This window comes from Rhodopseudomonas rhenobacensis (assembly GCF_014203125.1).
Lineage (GTDB): Bacteria > Pseudomonadota > Alphaproteobacteria > Rhizobiales > Xanthobacteraceae > Rhodopseudomonas_A > Rhodopseudomonas_A rhenobacensis.
In genome coordinates this window covers 92917-117052 of sequence record NZ_JACHIH010000013.1, presented here as the reverse complement: position 1 = coordinate 117052, position 24136 = coordinate 92917, and the positions used below count along the sequence as shown (strand labels likewise).

The 24136-nt window shown below is 67.1% G+C and carries 24 protein-coding genes; 15 read left to right on the top strand and 9 right to left on the bottom strand.

Features of this window, described 5'->3' with window-relative positions:
* Nucleotides 1-1005 (top strand): IS5 family transposase (locus HNR60_RS12260; protein WP_184257821.1); only part of this gene is annotated, 1005 nt, incomplete at its 5' end.
* A gap of 222 nt (nucleotides 1006-1227) precedes the next feature.
* On the opposite strand, the gene HNR60_RS12255 is transcribed toward HNR60_RS12260, so the two are convergent.
* Nucleotides 1228-2604, bottom strand: a complete 1377-nt coding sequence (locus HNR60_RS12255; RefSeq protein ID WP_184257819.1) for a serine protease — start codon at nucleotides 2602-2604, stop codon at nucleotides 1228-1230.
* 91 nt (nucleotides 2605-2695) lie between these two features.
* Between HNR60_RS12255 and HNR60_RS12250 the strand changes: the two genes are divergently transcribed.
* Entirely contained in the window at nucleotides 2696-3496 is an 801-nt protein-coding gene (locus HNR60_RS12250; RefSeq protein WP_184257832.1) for a HesA/MoeB/ThiF family protein, read from the top strand.
* A gap of 161 nt (nucleotides 3497-3657) precedes the next feature.
* Here HNR60_RS12250 and HNR60_RS12245 read toward each other — a convergent pair whose 3' ends face one another.
* Nucleotides 3658-4542 (bottom strand): aldo/keto reductase, encoded by an 885-nt coding sequence (locus HNR60_RS12245; RefSeq protein ID WP_184257817.1) that lies wholly within the window; start codon nucleotides 4540-4542, stop codon nucleotides 3658-3660.
* Between the two features lie 118 nt (nucleotides 4543-4660).
* Here HNR60_RS12245 and HNR60_RS12240 point away from each other — a divergent pair, with 118 nt between their 5' ends.
* Nucleotides 4661-5599 carry a LysR family transcriptional regulator gene (locus HNR60_RS12240; protein WP_184257815.1) on the top strand — a complete coding sequence of 313 codons (939 nt, stop codon included), beginning with the start codon at nucleotides 4661-4663 and terminating at the stop codon, nucleotides 5597-5599.
* A gap of 28 nt (nucleotides 5600-5627) precedes the next feature.
* On the opposite strand, the gene HNR60_RS12235 is transcribed toward HNR60_RS12240, so the two are convergent.
* The gene (locus HNR60_RS12235) at nucleotides 5628-6629 is read right to left on the bottom strand and encodes a 2-hydroxyacid dehydrogenase (protein ID WP_184257813.1); all 1002 of its coding nucleotides are present in this window, start codon (nucleotides 6627-6629) and stop codon (nucleotides 5628-5630) included.
* Nucleotides 6630-7097: 468 nt separating this feature from the next.
* Here HNR60_RS12235 and HNR60_RS12230 point away from each other — a divergent pair, with 468 nt between their 5' ends.
* The 3 genes from HNR60_RS12230 to HNR60_RS12220 are packed head-to-tail and all read left to right on the top strand — an operon-like array spanning nucleotide 7098 to nucleotide 8253.
* On the top strand, nucleotides 7098-7628 hold the full coding sequence (locus tag HNR60_RS12230; protein WP_184257811.1) for an SH3 domain-containing protein: 531 nt from the start codon (nucleotides 7098-7100) through the stop codon (nucleotides 7626-7628).
* Between the two features lie 9 nt (nucleotides 7629-7637).
* Nucleotides 7638-7886: a hypothetical protein gene (locus tag HNR60_RS12225; RefSeq protein ID WP_184257809.1), complete on the top strand. Its 249-nt coding sequence runs from the start codon at nucleotides 7638-7640 to the stop codon at nucleotides 7884-7886.
* Nucleotides 7873-8253, top strand: a complete 381-nt coding sequence (locus HNR60_RS12220; protein ID WP_184257807.1) for a hypothetical protein — start codon at nucleotides 7873-7875, stop codon at nucleotides 8251-8253. Before HNR60_RS12225 ends, HNR60_RS12220 begins: the two co-directional genes overlap by 14 nt.
* A 17-nt stretch (nucleotides 8254-8270) precedes the next feature.
* Here HNR60_RS12220 and irrA read toward each other — a convergent pair whose 3' ends face one another.
* Nucleotides 8271-8768, bottom strand: coding sequence for an iron response transcriptional regulator IrrA (gene irrA, locus HNR60_RS12215; RefSeq protein ID WP_184257830.1), 498 nt, complete (start codon nucleotides 8766-8768; stop codon nucleotides 8271-8273).
* Between the two features lie 329 nt (nucleotides 8769-9097).
* Between irrA and fabA the strand changes: the two genes are divergently transcribed.
* From fabA to HNR60_RS12180, 7 genes are all read left to right on the top strand, one after another.
* Nucleotides 9098-9628, top strand: a complete 531-nt coding sequence (fabA, locus tag HNR60_RS12210; RefSeq protein WP_184257805.1) for a 3-hydroxyacyl-[acyl-carrier-protein] dehydratase FabA — start codon at nucleotides 9098-9100, stop codon at nucleotides 9626-9628.
* A gap of 158 nt (nucleotides 9629-9786) precedes the next feature.
* Nucleotides 9787-11013 (top strand): beta-ketoacyl-ACP synthase I, encoded by a 1227-nt coding sequence (gene fabB / locus HNR60_RS12205; RefSeq protein ID WP_184257803.1) that lies wholly within the window; start codon nucleotides 9787-9789, stop codon nucleotides 11011-11013.
* Between the two features lie 191 nt (nucleotides 11014-11204).
* The gene (gene fabI, locus HNR60_RS12200; protein ID WP_184257801.1) at nucleotides 11205-12056 is read left to right on the top strand and encodes an enoyl-ACP reductase FabI; all 852 of its coding nucleotides are present in this window, start codon (nucleotides 11205-11207) and stop codon (nucleotides 12054-12056) included.
* Between the two features lie 436 nt (nucleotides 12057-12492).
* Nucleotides 12493-13410, top strand: coding sequence for a pirin family protein (locus tag HNR60_RS12195; RefSeq protein WP_184257799.1), 918 nt, complete (start codon nucleotides 12493-12495; stop codon nucleotides 13408-13410).
* 51 nt (nucleotides 13411-13461) lie between these two features.
* On the top strand, nucleotides 13462-14379 hold the full coding sequence (locus HNR60_RS12190) for a phosphoribosylaminoimidazolesuccinocarboxamide synthase (RefSeq protein WP_184257797.1): 918 nt from the start codon (nucleotides 13462-13464) through the stop codon (nucleotides 14377-14379).
* 49 nt (nucleotides 14380-14428) lie between these two features.
* A complete protein-coding gene (locus HNR60_RS12185; protein ID WP_184257795.1) occupies nucleotides 14429-15232 on the top strand; it encodes a crotonase/enoyl-CoA hydratase family protein in 804 nt (267 codons plus the stop codon).
* The gene (locus HNR60_RS12180; protein WP_184257793.1) at nucleotides 15229-15477 is read left to right on the top strand and encodes a hypothetical protein; all 249 of its coding nucleotides are present in this window, start codon (nucleotides 15229-15231) and stop codon (nucleotides 15475-15477) included. The genes HNR60_RS12185 and HNR60_RS12180 overlap by 4 nt, the downstream gene beginning before the upstream one ends.
* A gap of 362 nt (nucleotides 15478-15839) precedes the next feature.
* On the opposite strand, the gene HNR60_RS12175 is transcribed toward HNR60_RS12180, so the two are convergent.
* Both HNR60_RS12175 and HNR60_RS12170 read right to left on the bottom strand, forming a co-directional pair.
* Nucleotides 15840-18635, bottom strand: a complete 2796-nt coding sequence (locus tag HNR60_RS12175) for a [protein-PII] uridylyltransferase (protein ID WP_184257791.1) — start codon at nucleotides 18633-18635, stop codon at nucleotides 15840-15842.
* A 232-nt stretch (nucleotides 18636-18867) separates the two neighbouring features.
* Entirely contained in the window at nucleotides 18868-20595 is a 1728-nt protein-coding gene (locus HNR60_RS12170) for an EAL domain-containing protein (RefSeq protein ID WP_184257789.1), read from the bottom strand.
* Between the two features lie 211 nt (nucleotides 20596-20806).
* Here HNR60_RS12170 and HNR60_RS24145 point away from each other — a divergent pair, with 211 nt between their 5' ends.
* Nucleotides 20807-21106, top strand: a complete 300-nt coding sequence (locus tag HNR60_RS24145; protein WP_246432915.1) for a hypothetical protein — start codon at nucleotides 20807-20809, stop codon at nucleotides 21104-21106.
* Between the two features lie 29 nt (nucleotides 21107-21135).
* Here the strand turns inward: HNR60_RS24145 and HNR60_RS12160 are convergent, their stop codons facing one another.
* From HNR60_RS12160 to mtgA, 3 genes are all read right to left on the bottom strand, one after another.
* Nucleotides 21136-21825, bottom strand: a complete 690-nt coding sequence (locus HNR60_RS12160) for a hypothetical protein (protein WP_184257787.1) — start codon at nucleotides 21823-21825, stop codon at nucleotides 21136-21138.
* Between the two features lie 192 nt (nucleotides 21826-22017).
* The gene (gene rpmF / locus HNR60_RS12155) at nucleotides 22018-22200 is read right to left on the bottom strand and encodes a 50S ribosomal protein L32 (protein ID WP_184257785.1); all 183 of its coding nucleotides are present in this window, start codon (nucleotides 22198-22200) and stop codon (nucleotides 22018-22020) included.
* Between the two features lie 146 nt (nucleotides 22201-22346).
* Nucleotides 22347-23024: a monofunctional biosynthetic peptidoglycan transglycosylase gene (mtgA, locus tag HNR60_RS12150; RefSeq protein WP_184257783.1), complete on the bottom strand. Its 678-nt coding sequence runs from the start codon at nucleotides 23022-23024 to the stop codon at nucleotides 22347-22349.
* 183 nt (nucleotides 23025-23207) lie between these two features.
* Here mtgA and HNR60_RS12145 point away from each other — a divergent pair, with 183 nt between their 5' ends.
* The gene (locus HNR60_RS12145) at nucleotides 23208-24134 is read left to right on the top strand and encodes a polyprenyl synthetase family protein (RefSeq protein ID WP_184257781.1); all 927 of its coding nucleotides are present in this window, start codon (nucleotides 23208-23210) and stop codon (nucleotides 24132-24134) included.
* Nucleotides 24135-24136 lie beyond the last annotated feature (2 nt).

Genomic DNA, 24136 nt, shown 5'->3' with positions numbered 1-24136 from the left:
TGGCGCAAGCGGCTGGGCGAAGAGCAACTCGCGGCGCTGTTGCAGGAGAGCCTTTCGGTGGCGCATCGCGCAGGCGCGCTGCAGACCAAGGATCTGCAGCGGGTGGTGGTCGACACCACCGTGCAGGAGAAGGCGATCGCGCATCCGACCGACGCCCGGCTCACCCACCGGGCGATCCAGAAGCTGGTCGATCTGGCCAAGCGCGAGGGCGTGGCGCTGCGGCAAAGCTATCTGCGGCTCGCCAAGCGCGCCGCGATCATGGTCGGGCGCTACACCCACGCGCATCAGTTCAAGCGCGCCCATCGCGCACTGAAATTCCTGCGCACCAGGCTCGGGCGGATCATCCGCGACATCCGCCGCAAGATCGAGGGCAACGCCGCGCTTGAAGATCGCTTCGCGCCGCTGCTCGATCTCGCGGTTCGGGTGATGCAGCAGGATCATCGCCAGCGCGGCCAGAAGGTCTATGCGCTGCACGCCCCGGAGGTCGAATGCATCGGCAAGGGCAAGGCGCGAAAGCCATACGAGTTCGGCTGCAAGGTCTCGGTGATCACCCCGGTCACCGCGCCGAAGGGCGGCCAGTTCGTGCTGCACGCCAAGGCGCTGCACGGCAATCCGTTCGACGGCCACACGCTGGGGCCGATCATCGCCGATCTGCAAACCCAGACCGGCGTCGAGGTGGAACGCATCCATGTCGACAAGGGCTATCGCGGCCACAGCTATCCGAACCGCTTCAAGGTCTGGATCTCCGGCCAGGTCCGCCGCGTCACCAAGGCCATCCGCCGCGAGATGAAGCGCCGCGCCGCGGTCGAGCCGGTGATCGGTCATCTCAAGGCCGACCACCGCATGGGCCGCAATTATCTCAAGGGACGCGATGGTGACCGCGCCAACGCCGTGCTCGCCGCCGCCGGCTTCAACTTCCACCTGCTGCTGCGCTGGTTCGAACGGCTTTTGCGCGCCCTGTTCGCCGCGCTCTGCCGCGTCATCGGATCGATGCAATACGCCTAAATCGGCGCGTGTCCGGGATCTTCACGGACGACCAAAAAACAGCTGTCATTCCGGGGCGCGAGAGGCCAAGCGAACCCGGAATCCAGTATTCCAGGGCGGTGAATACTAGATCCCGGGTTCGCTCGCAGCTTCGCTGCTCGCGCCCCGGGATGACAGCTTATTTGAGTTGAGCGCTCCGCCCAACTCGCCGGCCTGCGCCAAGTTCGATGGCGCTGCCGTCCGCTATTTCCGCACGCAGATCAGCCGCAGCACCGACGCCTTGGCGTCGCCGGCGGCGGCGGCGGCCGCCGGCACCGCGTTGTCCTTCAAGAAACCGCGCACCACATCGGCCGGCACCAGCATCGCCTGCGCCGGCGCGGCGCCATTCGCCGGGCCTGCGAACAGCACCGGCTTCAACAGCGCAAGCCCGGCGAATCTGCCGTCGGCATCGACCGCTGCAGCGCCGGAGAATCCCAGCCCCGGCGCCGGCGTCAGCGCCAGATCTCGGCCGGCACCGACCGGGGCGATCTGCGCCCGCACGCTGCTCGCCGCGGAGCCGCCGCCCTGGCTCTGCGGATCGGCGATGCCGAAAAGTTCGACGCTCGGCTTGGCGGCGCCACTGCCGAACCCGAGCGGCGCAAGCCCCTGCGCGCCATAGACCCGCAGCAGCGCCAGATCGTGCGCCTTGTCCTCGGCGACCTTCTCGGCGCGGCCGAGGCCGTCGACCACGATCGCCTGGCAGCCGTCGACTGCCTGGCGGTCGGCGAGGATCGCGCCGTCGGCGCCGACCACCACGCCGGTGGAATATTCTACCGCTTTCCGCGGCGGCGGCCCGGACGCCTGCGCGCCCGCCGGAAACGGCGTGAACGCGCTCGACATCGCGATCACCACCGGCTCCATGGTGCCCTCGGTGGCCTGGTCGTAGAGAATGGTGAGGATGCGGACCTCGGCGTCCTTGAAGGCGCCGCGGACGTAGAATTTCTTCAGCCCCTGGGTCCCCGACAGCACGAAGAAATCCGGCTTCACCGCGCTGTACTCGACCTTGCGGCCGGCCGGCTCCTTCTTCTCCTGCGCGGCGAGCTTGGCGGTGGAGGGCTCGGCCTCCTTGCGGCGGCTGAGCAGGATCTGGATGGTGCCGGTCGCGGAGCTCCATTTCGCGCCATTGGCGTCGCTCACCTGCTGCGGCACCAGCTTCAGCGGCAGCCCGAGCCGCGCGCCGGTCACAGGATCGCTGACCAGTTTCCAGCCGACATTGTCATGCGCCTTCTTGGCGACTTCCGCCAAGGTGCCGCGCTCCTGCGGATTGAGCACGCCGGTCGGCTTGCCGCCGCGGTCGGTCTGGAACGCCTTGATGGCTCCGACCATGCGCTCGGAGACCTCGCCGTTGATGGCGCCGTTGTAATGCCCGGCCCATGCCAGATCCGATTGAATTGCGGTGCGTTCGGCCTGCGCCATGGCGCTGGCGGTGTCGGCCGGGGTCTGCAGCCCCGGGCGGATCGCGATGGTGGCGACCGGCTTCGGCTTGCTACCATTGGTGGCTGGCGCCGGCGCCGGCGTTTGCGCCATGGCGCTGCCGACCGCGGCTGCGATCATCAGGGTTGCGGCGAGCATCGTTCTCATGACAATTCCTGCCTGCGTCTGCCGCGCAGCTAAGCACAAATGCTTGGTCGGCGACAGCATGGCGCGGGTTCATGACAAGGTGTCTTCCATCATGCTGAGCGGCGACGAACTCGAACGCTACGCCCGTCACATCGTGCTGCGCGAGGTCGGCGGCCCGGGCCAGGCGCAGCTGCAAGCGGCTTCCGTGCTGGTGATCGGCGCCGGCGGGCTCGGCGCGCCGTCGCTGATGTATCTGGCGGCGGCCGGAATCGGCAAGCTCGGCGTGGTCGACGACGACACCGTGTCGCTGTCCAACCTGCAGCGCCAGATCATCCACGCCACGCCGGACATCGGCCGCAGCAAGGTCGACAGCGCCGAGGACCGCATCACCGCGCTCAATCCGCATGTCCGCTTCGTCCGCCACCCGATGCGGATCGACGCCGACAACGCGCTGGCGCTGATCGGCGGCTACGACATGGTGCTCGACGGCTCGGACAATTTTTCCACGCGCTATCTGGTCTCCGACGCCTGCTATCTGGCGAAGAAGCCGCTGATCACCGGCGCGCTCGGGGTGTTCGACGGTTCGCTGACCACGATCCGCGCGCATGAGAGGAATGCCGACGGCGAACTCAACCCGACCTATCGCTGCCTGTTTCCGGAAGCGCCGCCACCCGGCACGGTGCCGAGCTGCCAGGAGGCCGGCGTGCTCGGCGCGTTGGCAGGCGTGCTCGGCTCGATGATGGCGCTGGAGGCGATCCGCGAGATCGTCGGCTTCGGCGAAGGCCTGGTCGGCCGCCTCTTGATGATCGACGCCCGCGCGATGCGGTTCGAAACCTTGCGCTACAACCGCGACCCGGAAAATCCCTTGAACGGCGATCAGCCAACGATCGTGGATTTAAGCGGCCACGAATGAGGGCAACTTGATGCGTGCCCCGGACGCGGCGCACGACGCCGCTCTTGCGGCGGCGTGCGCTGCAGAGCCGGGGCCGTTACGAAACGCAACGCTTGGAACGGTCCCGGGCCTGCGGAGCAGCGCTTCGCGCCGCACCGCGCCCGGGACACGTGCACTCGTCGTTACGCCGTCTTGCGCTTCTCGCTGTCGAGATGCACCAGGTGATCCGCCGGATAGCGGCCGCCGGCGGCGACGTCGGGCGGGAACGCGCTGGCGAGTTTCGCCAGATGCGCCACCGAAACCTGCAGCTCATCGGCGACCTCGCGCAGCCGCTCCACCAGCGCCAGATTGGCGTCGAGATTGGCGCCGGAGAACCGCGGGCTGACGCTGCGGAAGTCGCGCGGAGCGGAGTGGTCCTTCTGCCAGTGCCCGCTGATCAGGCCGCGCGACAACACGCCATAGGCGGTGACGCCGATGCCGAGCTCGCGGCAGGTCGGCAGGATGTCGGCCTCGATGCCGCGTGAAAGCAGTGAATATTCGATCTGCAGATCGGCGATCGGGTGCACCTTGGCGGCGCGGCGGATGGTGTCGGCTCCCACTTCCGACAGCCCGATATGTTTGACATAGCCAGCCTGCACCATCTCGGCGATCGCCCCGACGGTGTCCTCGATCGGCACGTTGGGATCGAGCCGTGCCGGACGGTAGATGTCGATATGGTCGACGCCGAGCCGGCCCAGCGAATAAGCCAGAAAATTCTTCACCGCCAGCGGACGGCCGTCATAGCCGGTGAAGCCGCGGGCGGGATCGCGCAGCGCGCCGAATTTGACGCTGAGTTCGAAGCTGTCGCGGGCGCGGCCGGCCACCGCCTCGCGGATCAGCAGTTCGTTGTGGCCGATGCCGTAGAAATCGCCGGTGTCGAGCAAGGTGATGCCGGCGTCGAGCGCGGCATGGATCGTGGCCATGCTCTCGCCGCGGTCGGCCGGGCCGTAGAAATCCGACATGCCCATGCAGCCCAGTCCAAGGGCCGAAACCGTGGGGCCAGTTCGGCCGAGTGCGCGCTTGTCCATGATCAGTCTCCGAAAGCTGCGGCGGGGCGATCCGCGCCGTTTGCCTGACTGATATGGCGCGGCGATGAGGCGACGATAAGCTGGACAATGCCGAAAGGCTTGTTCAGTATGGCGCACAATGTCCGACCTCGACCTTCGCGATCTGGCCGCCTTCGTCGCGGTCGCCCGCACCAAGAATTTCCGCCGCGCCGCGCTGGAAAGCGGCGTCTCGGTGTCCAGCCTGAGCCAGCGGCTGCGCGACATCGAGGAACGGCTGGGGGTGCGGCTGCTCAATCGCACCACCCGCAGCGTGGCCTTGACCGAGGCCGGCGAGGTGCTGCTGGCGCGGGTCGGTCCGGCGCTGCACGACGTCGACGCGGCGCTGGACCAGGTTCGCGGGTTGCGCGACGTGCCGGCCGGGCGGCTGCGCATCAACGCCCCGGCGCCGGCGGTCGATCTGGTGCTGGCGCCGATGGTGACGCCGTTCCTGCAGGCCTATCCGCAGATCGAACTGGAGATCGTGGCGCAGACCTCGCTGATCGACATCGTCGAAGCCGGCTTCGACGCCGGCGTGCGCTATGGCGAGCATCTGGCGCAGGACATGATCGCGGTGTCGCTGGGGCCGCCGGAGCGCTTCGTGGTGGTGGCGTCGCCGCATTATGTTGCGCAGCATGGCGCCCCGCAGCAGCCGCAGGATCTGTTGGCGCAGTGCTGCATCCGGATCCGGTTCGAAAGCGGCGCCACGCCGGACTGGGAATTCGAGAAGGCCGGCCGCGTGGTCCGGGTGATGCCGCGCGGGCCGCTGGTGGCGAGCTATTCCCAATTGGCGATCCGCGCCGCGCGGGATGGGCTGGGCTTCTTCGCGACCTTCGAGGGCTACGTCCGGGACGACATCGCCTCGGGCGCGCTGGTCGGCGTGCTCGACGACTGGTGCGAGCGGTTTCCCGGGCCGTTCTTGTACTATCCGAGCCGGCGCCAACCGCCGCCGGCGCTGGCGGCATTCATCGGCTTCGTGGCGCAGTGGCGGAAGCGGGGAAGAAGCGCCGTCTCTTCAGCCTGCCCTGGAGGGGGAGGGTGAAAACGCGCGGGGGCCGGGACAGCAAGCCTCACAGCATATGCGGTAGCACGCGGTCCGGCGGCTTGTGATTGTCGAGGAAGGTGCGGATGTTGATGATCACCTTCTCGCCCATCTCGACCCGGCCCTCGATGGTGGCGGAGCCCATATGCGGCATCAAGACCACTTTGCCCTGCTTGGCGAGCCGCACCAGCTTCGGATTGACCGCGGGTTCGTTCTCGAACACGTCGAGCCCGGCGCCGGCGATATCGCCTGACTCGATCAGCTTGGTCAGCGTCTCCTCGTCGATCACCTCGCCGCGCGCGGTGTTCACCACATAGGCGTCCTTGCGGATCAGCTTCAGCCGCCGCGCCGACAGCAGATGGAAGGTCGCGGGCGTGTGCGGACAGTTCACCGAGATGATGTCCATCCGCGCCAGCATCTGGTCGAGGCTCTCCCAATAGGTCGCGCTCAATTCGTCGGCGATCTTCGGCGCCACCGGGCGGCGGTTGTGATAATGGATCTGCAGCCCGAAGCTGCGGGCGCGCCGCGCCACCGCCTGGCCGATCCGGCCCATGCCGATGATGCCGAGCCGCTTGCCGCCGAGCCTGCGCCCCAGCATCCAGGTCGGCGACCAGCCCGCCCAGTCCTTGCCCTCGGTCAACAGCGTGGCGCCCTCGATCAGCCGGCGCGGCACCGCCAGAATCAGCGCCATGGTCATGTCGGCGGTGTCTTCGGTCAGCACTTTCGGGGTGTTGGTCACCGTGATGCCGCGGGCGTGCGCCGCCGCGACGTTGATATTGTCGATGCCGTTGCCGAAATTGGCGATCAGCTTCAGCCGGCAGTCCGGCTGCTGCAAAATCTCTTCGGTGAGTTCGTCGGTGACGGTCGGCACCAGAATGTCGGCGGTGCGCACCGCCTCGGCCAAGGCCTCCGGGCTCATCGGCTCGTCGTCGAGGTTGAGGCGGGCGTCGAACAGTTCGCGCATCCGGGTCTCGATCGAGTCCGGCAGCTTGCGGGTGACGACAACCAGAGGCTTTTTCTTAACCGACATGTCCTGCTCTCAACGGGCCGCAGCTGGTGCGGCGAAGCCTGCTTCGTCCCTGCCGCAACGCCGTCAAGCCCCAGTTCTCAGGCGAGTTGTCGCTCGCCCCGGCCGACCTGCCCGCCCGTCGGCTGCCGGTTGGATCCGCCAACCCGAACAATCCGACGCGTCGCGTTCAGGTCTCATTAACCCGGTTGCTGGAAACTGCAGCGCAATGCGATCGCGGCAATTTCGAGCGGTGGCCCATGGGTTTGCGGAGCGGCCGTCGTCGCGGGCTGCCGACGGTCGGTCCTCTCTAGCAGAAGGCCGGGCCAAGACAAGAACCCAAGAGGGCTTAAGTCCCGACATTCGAAACCGCCGGATTCGCGGCAACTACGCGGGATGCGTCGCAGCAACGGGCGGACCCCGCGGACGGTCGCCGGCGGCGGCGGCCGCCTTTCCTCAAGACTGAAGTAGCGCGCGGCAGGAGACGGGGCGATGGCGTTGAGGCAGTTGATGGTTTCTCTGGCGTTGGCGGGCGCGGTGCTGGGCTGTGCGGCGAGCGCCGGGCAGGCGGCGACGAATGCCGTCCCGACTTCGGCCAGCGGCCTGCCGATCCCGCGCTATGTCAGCCTGAAATCCGACCATGTGAACGTCCGCGCCGGCCCGACCAAGGACAATGACGTCGCCTGGGTCTACACCCGCTCCGGGCTGCCGGTGGAAATCACCGCCGAATACGAGAACTGGCGCCGGGTGCGGGATTCCGAAGGCGCCGAGGGCTGGGTCTATCATTCGCTGCTGTCCGGCCGCCGCACCGCGGTGGTGACGATGAAGAGCAAGGAAGAGTTGGCGCCGCTTTACGACAGCGCCAGCGCCACCAGCCCGGTGGCGGCACGGCTGCAGGCCGGCGTGGTGACCCAGGTCAAGCGCTGCGCGCAGGGCTGGTGCCGGGTGATCGGCACCGGCTTCGACGGCTGGATCCAGCAGGAGCGGCTGTGGGGCGTCTACGCCGACGAAAAGGTGGATTGAGAGGGCGGAATGCCTGGCCAGGCTCGGAGCGAAAGCGTCAAACTGATTGCGAACTGGTTCAACACCGTATCGGCAGCCCTCATTACGGTCGGCGTTTTCACGCCCTTGGCGGTGACGATTTACGGGATTGGCGATCCGCCGCGGAACTCCAACCTTCTGGATGGACTGCCGATTATTTGCATCGGCGGCTCCTGGCTCCTACATTGGTCAGGTCAGTGGTTTCTCCGAAAACTGGATGACCCGGATGACGCACAATGACATCATGGTTCTGGCGTGGCCGGCCATCGGCGTCGCGGCGATGTGCCTGTTCGGCTGGTTTATGTCGCGCTGGATCGACCGCACATACCCCAGGAAACCTGCGACCTCGGCAGCAGTCACCAATGGCACTTCGATGCCGGCGGGTCACCTCAAAGGAAGCGCAAAGCTGGCCGCATCGGTAAGTGGGGTGATGCCCGTGGCCTACGCCAATCGCGGTCCCGAGCCGGTGGAAGGCCTGGATCAATTAGGCGAGCGCTTGGCGCGACTGCAGGCAGACAGCACGCGCCACGGCCTCGATATCAAGCGGATCGAGGCTCTGATCGAACAAAAGCTCAACGTCCACCAGTCGTCACCGAGCAGCCCCTAGCAGCGCTCGCGCGCCGCTCAGCTGATCTTGCGCAGCCGCACCACCATGTCGACCCGGCTGATCTCGTAGCCGGCCGGCACCGCCGGCAGGTTCTGCATCGAGACGTGGGTGACCGGAATGTCGACCAGCTCGTGGTTGTTCTCGAGGTAGAAGTGGTGGTGCTGGGTGACGTTGGTGTCGAAATAGGTCTTGGTGCCGTCCACGCTGACCTGCCGCAGCAGCCCCGCATCGGTCAATTGATTCAAGGTGTTGTAGACGGTCGCGAGCGACACCGGGACCTTCGCCTGGGTGGCTTCCTCGTACAGCATTTCGGCGGTGAGATGCCGCGCGCCCTTGCCGAACAACAGCCAGCCCAGCGCCATCCGTTGCCGGGTCGGCCGCAGCCCGACCGATTGCAGCATTTCGTTGACGTCGTGCCACGGGCAGCCGGTCAGCTGCGCATGCTGCTGATGAGGGGTGTCCTCCGCCGCCGGTTCGGCCCGGAAGAACCCGAAGCTTTCGCTGCTGTCTCGCATATCCACGTCGGCATCCGCCCCGTTGTGTAAGTCCGACTTGACTATAAGAAGCATTAGACCCTCGTGCAAGTTTTTCGCATCTGCGAGCCGTCGGACGATATGCCTAGGACAACCCCGTGGTTAGCCGCTTTGCGGTGTCACACGGCTGTGATAGAGAGCGCCCGTTCGCTTTGACGCATTCAGCAGAAGCGGAAAGCAGGTCTTGCTAAAAACAGGCTTCGTGCCCGGCGCGAAGCCATTGGCGGCACTCGCTTTGAGGATCTTCGCCGCCCTCGGGCGCGGACCCGTGCACATGCTGGAACACTTCGAAATTGAAAAGGTAACGCAGCATGCGGGATCGACGCGCCAGTTACGAATATGAGGATCTGCTGGCCTGCGGCCGCGGCGAGCTGTTCGGCCCGGGCAACGCCCAGCTGCCGCTGCCGCCGATGCTGATGTTCGACCGCATCGCCGAGATTTCCGAGACCGGCGGCGAATTCGGCAAGGGGCTGATCCGCGCCGAACTCGAGGTGAAGCCCGACCTGTGGTTCTTCGGCTGCCATTTCAAAGGTGACCCGGTGATGCCGGGCTGCCTCGGGCTCGACGCGATGTGGCAATTGGTCGGCTTCTTCCTCGGCTGGTCCGGCGGCATCGGCCCCGGCCGCGCGCTCGGCCTCGGCGAACTGAAATTTTCCGGCCAGGTTCAACCGAACATCAAGAAGGTCGTGTACAATATCGACATCAAGCGGGTGATGCGTTCGAAACTGTGGCTCGGCATTGCCGACGGCACGTTGTCCGCCGATGGCGAGATCTTCTATCGGGCCAAGGATCTGAAGGTCGGCCTGTTCAAACAGACCGCGGCGGTGCAGCCGGCGGCGTGATCGGGCCGGGTTCCGCCACACGGTGGCCATCACTTCGACAGGCTGCTGCGAGACAGGCGTGCTAACCGGGGGCCGGCTGCTACGAAAATCCGGCTTCACCGACTCTGGGTTCCAACGATAATTGACCCTGCAACGATAATGGAATGGACGAGGCGATCATGAGACGGGTTGTGGTCACGGGGATGGGCATTGTCTCGTCGATCGGTAACAACACGCAGGAAGTGCTGGCCAGCCTTCACGAGGCGAAGTCGGGCATTACCCGTGCCGAAAAATTCGCCGAGCTCGGCTTCCGCTCCCAGGTGCAGGGCCAGCCGACGCTGAACCCGGCCGACACCGTCGACCGCCGCGCGATGCGCTTCCTCGGCGAGGGCGCCGCCTGGAACCACGTCGCGATGGAGCAGGCGATCCAGGACTCCGGGCTCACCCCGGAGGAAATCTCCGACGTCCGCACCGGCATCATCATGGGCTCCGGCGGACCCAGCGCCCGCACCATCGTCGAAGCCGCCGACATCACCCGCACCAAGGGCCCGAAGCGGGTCGGCCCGTTCGCGGTGCCGAAGGCGATGAGCTCGACCGCGTCGGCGACGCTCGCCACCTGGTTCAAGATCAAGGGCGTCAACTATTCGATCTCCTCGGCCTGCGCGACCTCGAACCATTGCATCGGCAATGCCTACGAGATGATCCAGTGGAACAAGCAGGACGTGGTGTTCGCCGGCGGCTGCGAAGAGCTCGACTGGTCGCTGTCGAACTTGTTCGACGCGATGGGCGCGATGAGCTCGAAATACAACGCCACGCCCTCGACCGCGTCGCGGCCCTATGACGTGTCGCGCGACGGCTTCGTGATCGCCGGCGGCGCCGGCGTCATCGTGCTGGAAGAACTCGAACACGCCAAGGCGCGCGGCGCCAAGATCTACGGCGAAATCATCGGCTACGGCGCCACCTCGGACGGCTACGACATGGTCGCCCCGTCCGGCGAAGGTGCGGAGCGCTGCATGAAGATGGCGCTCGCCACCACCGGCGGCATCAAGATCGATTACATCAACCCGCACGCCACCTCGACGCCGGCCGGCGATCCGCCGGAAATGCAGGCGATCCGCGCGGTGTTCGGCACCGGCGAGGCCTGCCCGCCGATCTCCGCCACCAAGGCCTTGACCGGGCATTCGCTCGGCGCCACCGGGGTGCAGGAGGCGATCTATTCGCTGCTGATGATGCAGAACGGCTTCATCTGCGAAAGCGCCAACATCACCGAACTCGATCCGGTGTTCGCCGACATGCCGATCGTGCGCAAGCGGATCGACAACGTCAAAGTCGGCACCGTGCTGTCCAACTCGTTCGGCTTCGGCGGCACCAACGCCACGCTGGTTTTCAAGCGGATGGACGCGTAAGTTCTCTGAACCTCTCCCCGCCCTTTGCGGGACCCACCGCGGGCAGTGATCCCTCATGGTGAGGAGGCGCTCTGGGCGCCGTCTCTGACCATGGGATATTGAACATCTCATCCTTCGAGACGCCCGTCTCCGCCCTTTGGGCTCCGCCGGGCTCCTCAGGATGAGGGCCCGAGCCGAGAAAGCGACGAAATATGCAACAATTGATGCAGGGCAAGCGCGGCTTGATCATGGGGGTCGCCAACGATCATTCGATCGCGTGGGGCATCGCCAAGGCGCTGGCGGCGCAGGGCGCCGAGCTCGCCTTCACCTATCAGGGCGATGCGCTCGGCAAGCGGGTCAAGCCGTTGGCGCAATCGCTCAACGCCGAACTGGTGCTGCCCTGCGACGTCGAAGACATCGGCAGCGTCGACGCGCTGTTCGAGGCGGTGCGTGAAAAATGGGGCGGGCTCGACTTTCTGGTCCACGCCATCGGCTTTTCCGACAAGAACGAGCTGAAGGGCCGCTACGCCGACACCACGCGGGAGAATTTCTCCCGCACCATGGTGATCTCCTGCTTCTCCTTCACCGAACTTTGCAAGCGCGCCGCGCTGCTGATGCCGCAGGGCGGCTCGATCGTCACGCTGACCTATGGCGGCTCGACGAGGGTGATGCCGAACTACAACGTGATGGGCGTCGCCAAGGCCGCGCTGGAAGCCAGCATGCGCTACCTCGCCTCGGATTTCGGCCCGCAGGGCGTCCGCGTCAACGCGATTTCCGCCGGCCCGATCCGCACGCTGGCCGGCGCCGGCATTGCCGACGCGCGGCAGATGTTCAACTACCAGCAGCGCCACGCGCCGCTGCGCCGCACCGTCACCATCGACGAGGTCGGCGGCTCGGCGCTGTATCTGCTGTCGGATCTGTCGAGCGGCGTGACCGGCGAAATCCACTTCGTCGATTCCGGCTACAACATCATCTCGATGCCGCAGCCCGACGCGCTGAAGACCGTCGACGAAGCCGAAACCGCCGCCGAAAAGCAACGCGCCGCGGCGCTGGCGGCGAAGTAGTTTCCCGGCTCGGGCACCGCGCTGCTACCCAACCAACGGTCATCCCCCGCGAAAGCGGGGGACCCAGTATCCCAGAGCGCCCGCGTTCATCGCAGCCGCTCTGCAATACGGGGTCGCCCGGTCAAGCCGGGCGATGACGGCTGTTTGTGGAGCACCGGCGTCCCACTCAATCCTGCTTGATCATCTTGTGTTGATGTTTTCCGTGCCCCGGACGCAGTGCACCGCGCCGCTGTTGCGGCGTGGTGCGCTGCAGAGCCGGGGCCGTTACGGCGGCAGCGCTTGCGACGCTCGCGGCAGGCCGCAGCCCTTGCAACGGTCCCGGCTCGCCGCGCAGCGCTAACGCGCTGCACCGCGTCCGGGACACTGGACGCCGGCTTGTCTCGGCTGACGCAACAGCCGATAATGCCTCGCAACAGGTGCAACCCGGAGGCGCGCGATGAGCTGGATGCCCGACAACGATCCGGTGCTCGGCGATCCCGCCTCCTGCGACGCGCTGCAATTGGTGATCGTGCCGCGCACCCGCGACCTCGGCGACGGCTTTCTGGTCCGCCGCGCGCTGCCGCACGGCAAGCGGCAGATGGTCGGCCCCTTCATCTTCTTCGATCATTTCGGCCCGGTGCAGTTCATCGCCGGCAAAGGCATGGACGTGCGGCCGCATCCGCATATCGGGCTCGCCACCGTCACCTATCTGTTCGACGGCCGGATCCGGCATCGCGACAGCGAGGGCAACGTCCAGGACATCGAGCCCGGCGCGATGAACCTGATGACCGCCGGCCGCGGCATCGCGCATTCCGAACGTACCCCGGACGCCCCGCGCCGCGACGGCCAAAACATGCTCGGCCTGCAAAGCTGGATCGCGCTGCCGCAGGGCGCCGAGGAGATTGCGCCGTCGTTCCAGCACTACGCCGCGGCGAGTCTTCCGACCTATTCCGACCGCGGCATTTCGGCGCGGCTGATCGCGGGCCGCGGCTTCGGCCTGCAATCCCCGGTGGCGATGGTGTCGCCGTGGTTCTACGCCGAAGTCAGCGTCGAGGCTGGAATCAGCGTCCCGCTCGATCCCGACCACGAAGAACGCGCGATTTATCTGGTCGAAGGCGCAGTCGAGATCGCGCGCGAGCGGTTCGAAGCGCCGCGGCTTCTGGTCTTCCGCCCCGGCGACCGCATCACCGTGCGCGCGACGCTGCCAACCCGGATGATGTTTCTCGGCGGCGACGCGCTGGAAGGCCCGCGCTACATCTGGTGGAATTTCGTCTCCTCCAGTAAAGAGCGCATCGAACAGGCGAAGCAGGACTGGAAGTCCGGCCGCTTCGCCGCCGTGCCGAACGAAACCGAATTCATTCCGCTGCCGGAATGACCGTGCGCCGACCGCTCCGTCGGCAAGCGCGCGCTCCTGAAAGTCCTGCCCATGTCGACGATGCTGTCCAGCGATCTGCCCTTGCCGAAAATCGGACGCGGCAAGGTCCGCGACATTTATGATGCCGGCGACGACCGCCTGCTGTTGGTCACCACCGACCGGATCAGCGCCTTTGACGTGGTGATGGCCGAGACCATCCCGTTCAAGGGCGCGGTGCTGACCCAGCTCAGCGCCTGGTGGTTCGGCCAGCTCGGCGGCGTGGTGCCGCACCACATGATCAGCGCCGACATCGACGCCATCATCGAAGCGTTGCCGCAGCTCGCTGCGCACCGCGCGGCACTGGCCGGCCGCACCATGCTGTGCCGCCGCACCACGGTGTTTCCGATCGAATGCGTGATCCGCGGCTATCTCACCGGCTCGGCCTGGAAGGAATATTCCGCCTCCGGCACGCTGGCCGGCGAGACGCTGCCGGCGGGGCTTCTTGAAAGCGCCAAGCTCGAGCCGTGGATCTTCAGCCCGGCCACCAAGGCGGAGACCGGCCACGACGAGAACATCACGGTGACGCGGATGGCCGAGCTGATCGGCGCCGAGACCGCCTACATGCTGGAGAGCATGAGCCGCGCGGTCTACACTCAGGGCGAGACCATCGCCCGCGAGCAGGGCATCATCATCGCCGATACCAAATTCGAATTCGGCCGCGACGCCGAGGGCCGCATCATCCTGATCGACGAAGTGATGACGCCGGATTCCTCGCGGTTCTGGGCCGCCGCCGCCTATCAGCCGGGCCGCTCGCAGCCCTCCTTCGACAAGCAGCCGCTGCGCGACTATCTCGACGCCGAGCGCCGCGCCGGGCGCTGGAACGGCGAGGCGCCGCCGCCGCCGTTGCCGCAGAGCGTGATCGAGGCCACCAGCCTGCGCTACCGCGACGCCTACCGCCGGCTCACCGGCGCCGAGCTCGCCATCGCCTGACCAATCAAAGCGACAAGCCCCCAGGGCTGATATCAACGGGAGCAACAGCATGAAGAGCAGCGACACGGTTCTAGTCGAACGCGACGGGCCGGTGACCATCGTTTCGATCAACCGGCCGCATTGCCGCAACGCCGTGGACGGGCCGACCGCCAAGCTGTTGTTCGACGCCTTCCTGGCCTTCGAGGCCGACGATACCGCCTCGGTCGCGGTGCTGAGCGGCCGCGGCGGGCATTTCTGCGCCGGCGCCGACCTCAAGGCGGTCGCCGAGGGTGACTTGCAGAAGAAGGCCGAGATCGGCGGCCACGGCACGCTGGCGCCGATGGGGCCGAGCCGGCTGCGGCTGAGTAAGCCGGTGATCGCCGCGGTCGAGGGCTATGCGGTGGCGGGCGGGCTCGAATTGGCGTTGTGGGCCGACATGCGGGTGGTGTCCGACGACGCCACCTTCGGGGTGTTCTGCCGCCGCTTCGGCGTGCCGCTGATCGATCTCGGCACCGTGCGGCTGCCGCGGCTGATCGGGCAGTCGCACGCCATGGACCTGATCCTCACCGGCCGGCCGGTGTCCGGCATCGAGGCGCACCGCATCGGGCTCGCCAACCGGCTGGTGCGGCGTGGCGAGGCGGCGGCACATGCCATCACCATCGCCAAGGAGATCGCGCAGTTTCCGCAGGCCTGCCTGCGCGCCGACCGCGCCTCCACGATCGGGCAATGGGAGCTGCCCGAGGAAGACGCGCTGTTCGCCGAGACCCGCGGCGGCCTCGCGGTGATCGCGTCGGGCGAGAGCGCGGAAGCCGCGGCGCGCTTTGCCGCCGGCGCCGGCCGCCACGGCGCGTTCGACACCGGGGCCGGCGCGTGAGCCGGCCGCGCAAATCGGTGGCCGAGATCGAGGCGCTGCTGTTGGACGACGTCCGCCGGCAGCGGCATTGCGACAAGGTCGCCTATATCGAGATCCGGCTGTGCGAGCCGGACGAGGACAGCAACGGCGCCAACTGGACCGTCGCGGTGGTCGACAACGGCCAGTGCAGCCGCGAATTCGCCGGCGCCGCCGTGATGGTGGCGATGGACCGGCTGCAGCGCGAATTCGACGCGATCGCGGAGTAGGCGCGGCGTCCCGTGCTCGTGCCCCGGACAAAGCGCAGGCGCCGCCCTTGCGGCGCGTTGCGCTGCAGAGCCGGGGCCGTTGCGTGGGCAGCGCTCGGGACGGTCCCGGCTCGCGCCGCAGCGCAAGCGCGCTGCAACGCGTCCGGGACACGCCGAAATAAAGAGCCGTCATTCCGGGGCGCGAGGGCGTAAGCCCGAGCGAACCCGGAATCCAGTATTCCAGGGCGGTGCGTACTGGATCCCGGGTTCATTCGCAGCTTCGCTGCTCATGCCCCGGGATGACAGCCTGCTATTTGGGACGCGCATCGCTCCGTCCAGAGGTCAGCCCGAGGCAACCCAGCGCGACAGCTTGAATCGAAAAACTACGACGCCTGCTTCTGTTCGACGTCGCCGTTGGCGAGCAGGTGGATCAGCGCGCGCTTGATCGCGGCCTGCCTCGTCGGCGCGGTGATCTGCGCGCCCAACAAATCGGTGACGTAGAACACGTCGCGGGCGCGTTCGCCGAAGGTCGCGACATGGGCCGAGGCGATGTTGAGGTTGAGCTTCGAGATCGAGGTGGTGAGCTGATACAACAGCCCGGGCCGGTCCAGCCCCGACACTTCGATCACGGTGTAGCGCTCCGACCACTGGTTGTTGATCGCGACTTCGGGCTCCACGGTGAACGGCTTCAGCTTGCCCTTGCCGGCGGCGCGCCGCGCCACCACTTCCGGCAGCCGCACCTTGCCTTCGAGGATGTCCTCGATCATCTCGCCGATCCGGGTGGCTCTACGGCCCTCGTCGTCGTCGCGGTCGTATTCGCGGCTGATCGCGATGGTGTCGAGCGCGCGGCCGTCGGTGGTGGTGTAGATCTGGGCGTCGACGATGTTGGCGCCGGCCGAGGCGCAAGCGCCGGCGATGATCGACAGCAGCCAGGGATGGTCGACCGCGAGAATCGTCAGCTCGGTGACGCCGCGCGCCTCGTCGAAACCGACATTGATCGCGAGCTTGTGGCCGGCCTGTTCGGAGGCGCGCAGGAAGCGGGCGTGGCGGATTTTTCGCGCCAGCTCCACTTTCAGCCAATACGCCGGATAGTGCCGCGACACATAGGCGTTGAGCTCGGCCTCCGGCCATTCGGTGAAGGCGGCGCGGAATTCGGCTTGGGCTGCGCGAATCCGCTCGGCGCGGTTGACCTCGGAGAAGCCGCCGGTCAGCACCGGCTCGGTCTCGTAGTACAGCGTGCGGATCAGCTGCGCCTTCCAGCCGTTCCACACCCCGGGGCCGACGCCGCGGATGTCGGCGGTGGTCAGGATGGTCAACAGCTTCATCTGCTCGACCGATTCCACCACCGCGGCGAAATTCTCGATGGTCTTGCGGTCCGACAGGTCGCGCGACTGCGCCACCGTCGACATCACCAGATGCTTCTCGATCAGCCAGGCGATCAGTTCGGTGTCGGCGGCGTTGAAGCCGAGCCGCGGCGCCAGCCGCCGCGCGATCCGCGCGCCGGCCACCGAATGATCCTCCGGCTGGCCCTTGGCGATGTCGTGCAGCAGCACCGTGATGTAGATCACCGCGCGATGCTCCGGGCGGATCTTGCGCATCAGATCGGAGGCGACGGTGAACTCGTCATTGCCGCCGCGCTCGATCTCCTGCAGGAAACCGACGCAGCGCAACAGGTGCTCGTCCACCGTGTAGTGGTGATACATGTTGAACTGCATCATCGCCACGATCTTGCCGAAGGCGCGGATGAAATGCCCGAGCACGCCGGTCTCGTTCATCCGCCGCAGCACGATCTCGGCGTTGTCCGAGGTCAGAATCTCCATGAACAGCCGGTTGGCTTCCGGATTTTCCCGCAGCTGCGCGTTCAACAATCGCAACGACCGCGTCACGGTGCGCATCGCGTCGGGATGAAAGGCTAAGTTGTTCTTTTGCGCGAGGCGAAACACCCGGATCAGGTTGACCGGGTCCTGCTTGAACACGTCGGGCGCGGCGAGATTGATGCGGTTGTTGTCGATGACGAAATCGTCGGAGCCCGGCACCCTTCGCCGCTTGGGGTTGGGCCGCAGCCGCGCCATCATCCGGGTCAGCGCCGGCGCCGGCTTGGCCTCCTGATCTTCCAGCTTGGCGCACAGGATCGCGGTGAGATCGCCGACGTCCTTGGCGATCAGGAAGTAGTGCTTCATGAAGCGCTCGACGTCCTGCATGCCGGGATGCGAGGTGTAGCCGAGCCGCACCGCGATCTCGCGCTGCATGTCGAACGACAAGCGCTCCTCGGCGCGGTTTGCTACGAAGTGGATGTTGCAGCGCACCGACCAGAGGAAATCCTCGCAGCGGCGGAAGATGCGATATTCCTGGGCGTCGAACACGCCGCGCGCGACCAACTGGCTGCTCTCACGCACCCGGTAGACGTATTTGGCGATCCAGAACAGCGTGTGCAGGTCGCGCAAGCCGCCCTTGCCGTCCTTGACGTTGGGCTCGACCAGGTAGCGCGACTGTCCGGAACGGCGATGCCGCTCGTCGCGCTCGGCAAGCTTGGCGGTGACGAATTCCGAGGCGGTGCCTTCCACCACTTCCTTGTCGAAGCGCTCGACCAGCTCGGCATAGAGCAGTTCGTCGCCGGTCAGGTAGCGGGTCTCCAGGATCGCGGTGCGGATCGTCATGTCGGCGCGGGCCTGGCGGATCGATTCGTCGACCGAGCGGGTGGCGTGGCCGACCTTCAGACCCATGTCCCACAGGCAATACAGGATCGCCTCGGCGACCTGCTCGCCCCAGGCGGTCTGCTTGTAGGGCAGGATGAACAAGAGATCGATGTCGGATTCCGGCGCCATCAGCCCGCGGCCGTAGCCGCCGGTGGCGATCACCGCCATCCGCTCGCCGCTGGAATGGTTCGGCGAATTGTACAGATGCTTGGTGGCGGCCGCGTAGAGGATGCGGATGATCTCGTCCTGGATGAAGCACAATCGCTCGGCGCAGTGCCGGCCGTGGCGGTCCTGCAGCAGAAGGGCCTGCGCGGTCTGCCGCGCCTTGACGAACTCGGCCTTCAACAGCTGCGCCATCGCGACGCGGAAGGTGTCGTCGCGGCCCGCATGGGTCGCGGCCAAGGCGTCGATCTCGCCGGTGATCCGGGCGGTCTCGAAGCGGTCGTCGGTAGCGGGCTCGGCGGGCGCGGTCATGGTGTCCATAGCTAACCGGATATCGGACGGCGCGAACGCTGTCACGGGAACATTGTGGTGAAGTCGCGCGGGCTCGGCTGCGGTTCCGGCTGGCGGCGGCGTCCCGCCCGGCCCCTTGTTCCGGCATTAAGCCGTTCAATCGGTTGCGATTTCGTGCATGGCGGGGCGCGTTCGGACGAACTCGCAATCCGGAATGACGGCTTCTGATCAGGTAGCTGTGCGCCCGCCGAGACCAGCCCGGCTAGCTCGCCGCGGTGACGCCGGCTGCGCGAACCGCCCACGGCCGCTCCGCGGAGGCGAGCCCGATCAGCCGGCCCTGGATGTAGTCGCAGCCCCAGTCGCGCAGCATGATCGCCGACGGCTCGTCCTGCACCCATTCGGCGACGGTCTTGATCTCCAGCCGCCGCGCCAGATCGATCAAGGTCTGCACAAAGGCGCGGTCGTCGGCGGAGCGCGCGATGTTCTGCACGAAGGCGCCGTCGATCTTCACGATATCCACGCCGAGATTGCGCAAATTGCGAAACGAGGTGTAGCCGGCGCCGAAATCGTCGATCGCGATCCTGGCGCCGAAATTCTTCAGCCGGTTGACGAAGCCGCGGACGTCGCCGAGGTCCTGGATCGCCACCGTCTCGGTGATTTCGACGATCAGCCGTTCGGCGACACCCGGATTGGCGCCGAGCAGCGATTCGATCGAGGCCCACCAGTCGGCGTCCATCGTGGTATCGGGCGAGATGTTGAGGCTGAGCTCGATGCCGGGCGAGGCGGAGAGTTCGGCCACCACCAGTTCGAGCACCCGGTGATCGACCAGCCTGATCAGCCCGAGCTTCTCCGCCACCGGCACGATGTCCGGCGCCAGCAGCAATTCTCCGTCGTCCTGCCGCATCCGCACCAGGCATTCGTGGAATGCCGGCGCGCGCGACGCCGCCTGCACCACCGGCTCGAATGCCATCACGATGCGCCGCTCGTTCAGCGCGGTGACGATCTCGTCGGTGACCCGGATGTTGACCCGGCGCTGCGCGTCGCGTTCGACGTTCGGCCGCCACATCGCAAACGAGCCGCGGCGCCGGCTCTTGGCGGCGTCGAGCGATTCATGGGCGCGGTTCAGCGCCTCATCGGCGTTGCGGGCATAGCGCGGCGCGCTGACGCCGCCGATCGACGCCGTCACCGCCACCGGGCCGGATTTGGTCGGCACCACCTCGTCGCGAATCCCGGCGAGAAACCGTTCCGCCGCGACGGTCATGTCGTCGATCGTGCAGTCCTTCAGGATCAGCCCGAACTTGTTGCCGGAGAACCGCCCGAGCAGATCGCCGCCGCGCAGCCGGGCGCGGATCCGGCGCGCGACCTCGCCGATCACCTGGTCGGCGACGTCGAAGCCGAAGGCGTCGTTGACCCGCGCCAGATGGTCGATGCCGACCAGCATGAAGGCCAGGTTGGAGCGAAACCGCGAGGCCTCCTCGACCGCTTCGGCGAGCGACGCTACCAGATGGCTGCGGTTGAGCTCGCCGGTCAGCGGATCGTGCTGCGCCAGCTGCACCAGATGCTGCTCGCGGGCGTGGCGCTCGTTGTTGAGCCGCACCACGCCTTCGACCCGCGCCGGCTTGCCGTCCGGGCCGGCGATCCAGCAGCCGGTTTCCTCGAGCCAGCGCACCGGCGTCGCGGTGGAGGCGCGCACGCCGTATTCGATCCGGTAGGGCACGGGGCCGCCGGCCGTGGCGGCGGTGCCGAGCAGCGCCCCGGCGCGGACCGTGCGCTCCGGCTCGATCAGCGCTGCAAGTCCGGCGCCGCTCGCCAGCGCCTCGGCCGGAATGTCGCCGAAGATCGCGGCGGCGGCAGGGCTCCACAGCATCACATCGCTGGCGATGTCCCAGACAAACGCGGCCTGACCGAGGTTGGCAAGAATGGCGGCCTCATCGGGGCGGCCGGGTCGATCGGCAGGGGGGCCGGCGGTCGACGGGTCGGCAGTTGTCACGGTCGCCTCGTTTCGGGACACGGCGGTTGATTCTTCTGTGCAGAATACGGCGTCGGCTGCCGGCGAGGCTAGGCAAAGTTCCTAAACAATTCAGAAACTACGTCCAGCGTTCCTATGGAACGCACGGGGGCTGGCCGGCATAAGCCTTGCGAGGATGACATTGCGGGGGACGATACGTCCCACAACGAGACAATGGATCGGGAGCCTGAGTATGCGTTTTGTCAGCGATGCAGCCGCCCCGGAGATCGAGCAAGCCATCCACACGCCGAGCACCGAGCTCGTGGCGGCGCCGCGCGCGGGCGGTGCGCGCGACGACGTGGTGCAATTGCGCATCCTGCCGCGCGCCGACGCCGGTTTCGTCACCCATCTGATCGCCGTGCAACAGGCGTCGCCGCAGACCCGGACGCTGCGCCGGGCGACCTCGGCGGATGCGCTGGCGGCCTATCACACCACGGCGCATCGCAGCGACCATCCGGGCGCGAGCGCGCGCGTCACCCGCCGCAACGTCTGAACGCGAGTTCGATTACATCTTCAAGTGATTCAGTGAGCCGACGGCGTGGCCTTGCGCGGCGGCTCGTCCTGCAGATCCGGCGGCGCCAGCTGCGGCGCGTCGACGGGTGTGGCGTGCGGCGTTTCGGCATGGGGCGCATCGACAGCAACGGGCTGAGGCGTCGTTGTCGGCGCGGGCGCGACAGGCTCGGGCGGAATGACCGGCTCGGGCTCCGCGGGATGAATTGCCACCGGCTCGGTCTTTTCGGGCGTCACCACGGTCGCTTCCGGCTCGGCCGCAGGCTCAGGCGCAGCAGCGACCTGCTTGGCGGCCTTGCCGGGCTTGCCCGCCTTGGCGGCCGCGGCCGGACGTCGGCGGTTGCGCAGCGCGATGCCGGAGAGGAAATCCACCAGCGCCAACAGCGCCAGCAGCAGCACCGTGGCATTGCCGAACGGCGGCAGCAGCAGGAATTCGGCGACGGCGCCGCCGAACACCAGCAGCGACAGCAGATGATCGGTGACGTATTTGGCGCCGGGCCGCGCGCCCTTGACGACTTCGGGCAGCAGCAACAGCACGCCGAGCGCCACCAACAGCTCGCCGATGCGCGGCGTGAAGCTCGCGCCGGACAACAGCGTCAGTTGCGCGAGCGGCGCGTCGAAATCGACGCCCGGCATCAGGAAGACGAGGATATTGCAGATGGCCAGCGGAATCAGTAGCAGCGGAAAACCGATAGTCGACATCGGCGGGGGCCTTCCTTGGGAGCAGGACGCCAGAGTCTGGACGAACGACGCGATTCGCCGCAAGTCCGTCCTCTGTCGTCACGGCAGCGGCCTCTTCAGGCGTCCCGCTGGGACAGCCTTCAGCTCGCTGTGCGCCCTCTTGATCCGCGTATCACGCAACAATCCGGGAGCCGCGGCTCCCGGGAAGCGCGATCAGGATTCCTTCTTCTTCAGAACCTGGCGACCCTTGTACATGCCGGTCTTCAGGTCGAGATGATGCGGGCGACGCAGTTCGCCGGAATCCTTGTCCTCGGCGTAGGTCGGGGTCTTGATCGCGTCTGCGGAACGACGCATGCCACGCCGCGAGGGCGAAGTTTTTCTTCTCGGAACGGCCATATCGGGGTCCTTGCAGGGTGTTGAGGCGTCCACAGCAGCGGACGGCCCGGCGCCGTGGCGCGGGCAAAACTCGGATAAGGCCGCGCTTATAACGGAAGCCCGGCCGCAAAGCTAGCCGCCGCCACGGCAAAAATGCCGCAAAGACTCTACGATCCGCGGCCCTCGCCCCAGCAGCGCGGCAGCTCGCCGGATTGGCCGCGGACGGCGTAGGTCGAGGCCAGCCGGCGCACCCCCGGCCCCGGAGCGCGGGCGCTGCGGGTATGCGGATTGGGCAGGATCGCCGCCAGCAGCGCGCCTTCGCGCGAGGACAGCGCCGCCACCGGCCGGCCGAAGGCGTATTGCGCCGCCGCCTCGCCGCCGAACTGGCCGGCCGGGCCCCATTCGGCGATGTTGAGGTAGATTTCCAGGATCCGGCGCTTCGACAGCACCAGGTCGATCCACATCGACAGCGGAAATTCCAGCGCCTTGCGCACCACGCTGCGGCCCGGCCACAAGAAAAGATTCTTGGCCACCTGCTGGGTGATGGTGGAGCCGCCGCGCGCCACCTCGCCGTCCTGGGCGTCGTCGATCACGTCGCGCAGCGAATCCCAGTCGATGCCGTGATGCACGCAGAACTTGGCGTCCTCGGCGCCGACCACGCTGCGCGGCAGCGCCGGCGACATCTCGGCGAGATCGACCCATTGCCGCGTCACCGGCGCGCCGGTCAGCCAGCGCCATAGCATCAGGGTCGACACCGGATGGCCGCCGCCATACAGCGGCGTCAACAGATACGGCAACGCCAGCAGCACCAGCACGGCGAGGACGATGTTGCGAGCAAGACGCAAGGCGGGGTCACCGGTTCGGGGAGCGCGACAGCAGATCGGGCCGCGGCGATCGATTGCGCCGCAATCTACGGCTTTTTGCTGCGCTGGGAAATCGTCCGGCCATTAACGCTGCATCGTTGGCGGAATTGACGAAACAGGTCCCATGACCGATTGTCGCGCCACCTTGATCCGGAGCTATTCTTAATGTCGACCCTCACGCTTTCCACCGATTTTGTGCAACGGCTGGACCAGACCGCCGACGACACCGAGGCGCTGTTGGCCCGGCTGTTGTCCGACCAATTGCTCCCGGACGAGATCGCCCGCCCGCGCCGGCTGATGGAAGCGATCCGCTATTCCAGCCTCGCGGGCGGCAAGCGGCTGCGGCCGTTCCTGGTGGTGGAGAGTGCCGCGGTGTTCGGCGTGCCGCGCGACGCGGCGCTGTTGGCCGGCGCAGCGCTGGAATGCATCCATTGCTACTCGTTGATCCACGACGATCTGCCGGCGATGGACAACAGCGAGCTGCGCCGCGGCCGGCCCACGCTGCACCGCGCCTATGACGACGCCACCGCGATCCTCGCCGGCGACGCGCTGCTGACGCTGGCGTTCGACATCATCACCCGCGACGAGATTCACGCCGACGCAGGCGTCCGGCTGCTGTTGACCCGCGCGCTGGCGCGCGCCTCGGGGATCGGCGGCATGGTCGGCGGCCAGATGCTCGATCTCGCCGGCGAAGGCCGGTTCGGCGACCGCGAGCCGGTCGACGTCGCGCGCTTGCAGCAGATGAAGACCGGCGCCTTGCTGCGGTTCGGCTGCATCGCCGGCGCGCTGCTCGGCCAGGCCTCCAAGGAGCAATATAAGGCGCTCGACGATTACGGCCGCGCGCTCGGCGAGGCGTTCCAGATCGCCGACGATCTGCTCGACGTCGAGGGCGACGCCGCGGCACTCGGCAAACCGGCCGGCGCCGACGCCGCGCTCAACAAGACCACCTTCGTGACGCAGCTCGGCATCGACGGCGCCAAGAAGCGGGTCGGCGACCTGTTGGCCCGCGCCGACAAGGCGCTGTCGATCTTCGGCGAGAAGGGTGACGTGTTGCGCGCCGCGGCGCGCTTCGTCGCCGAACGCAAGAACTGACG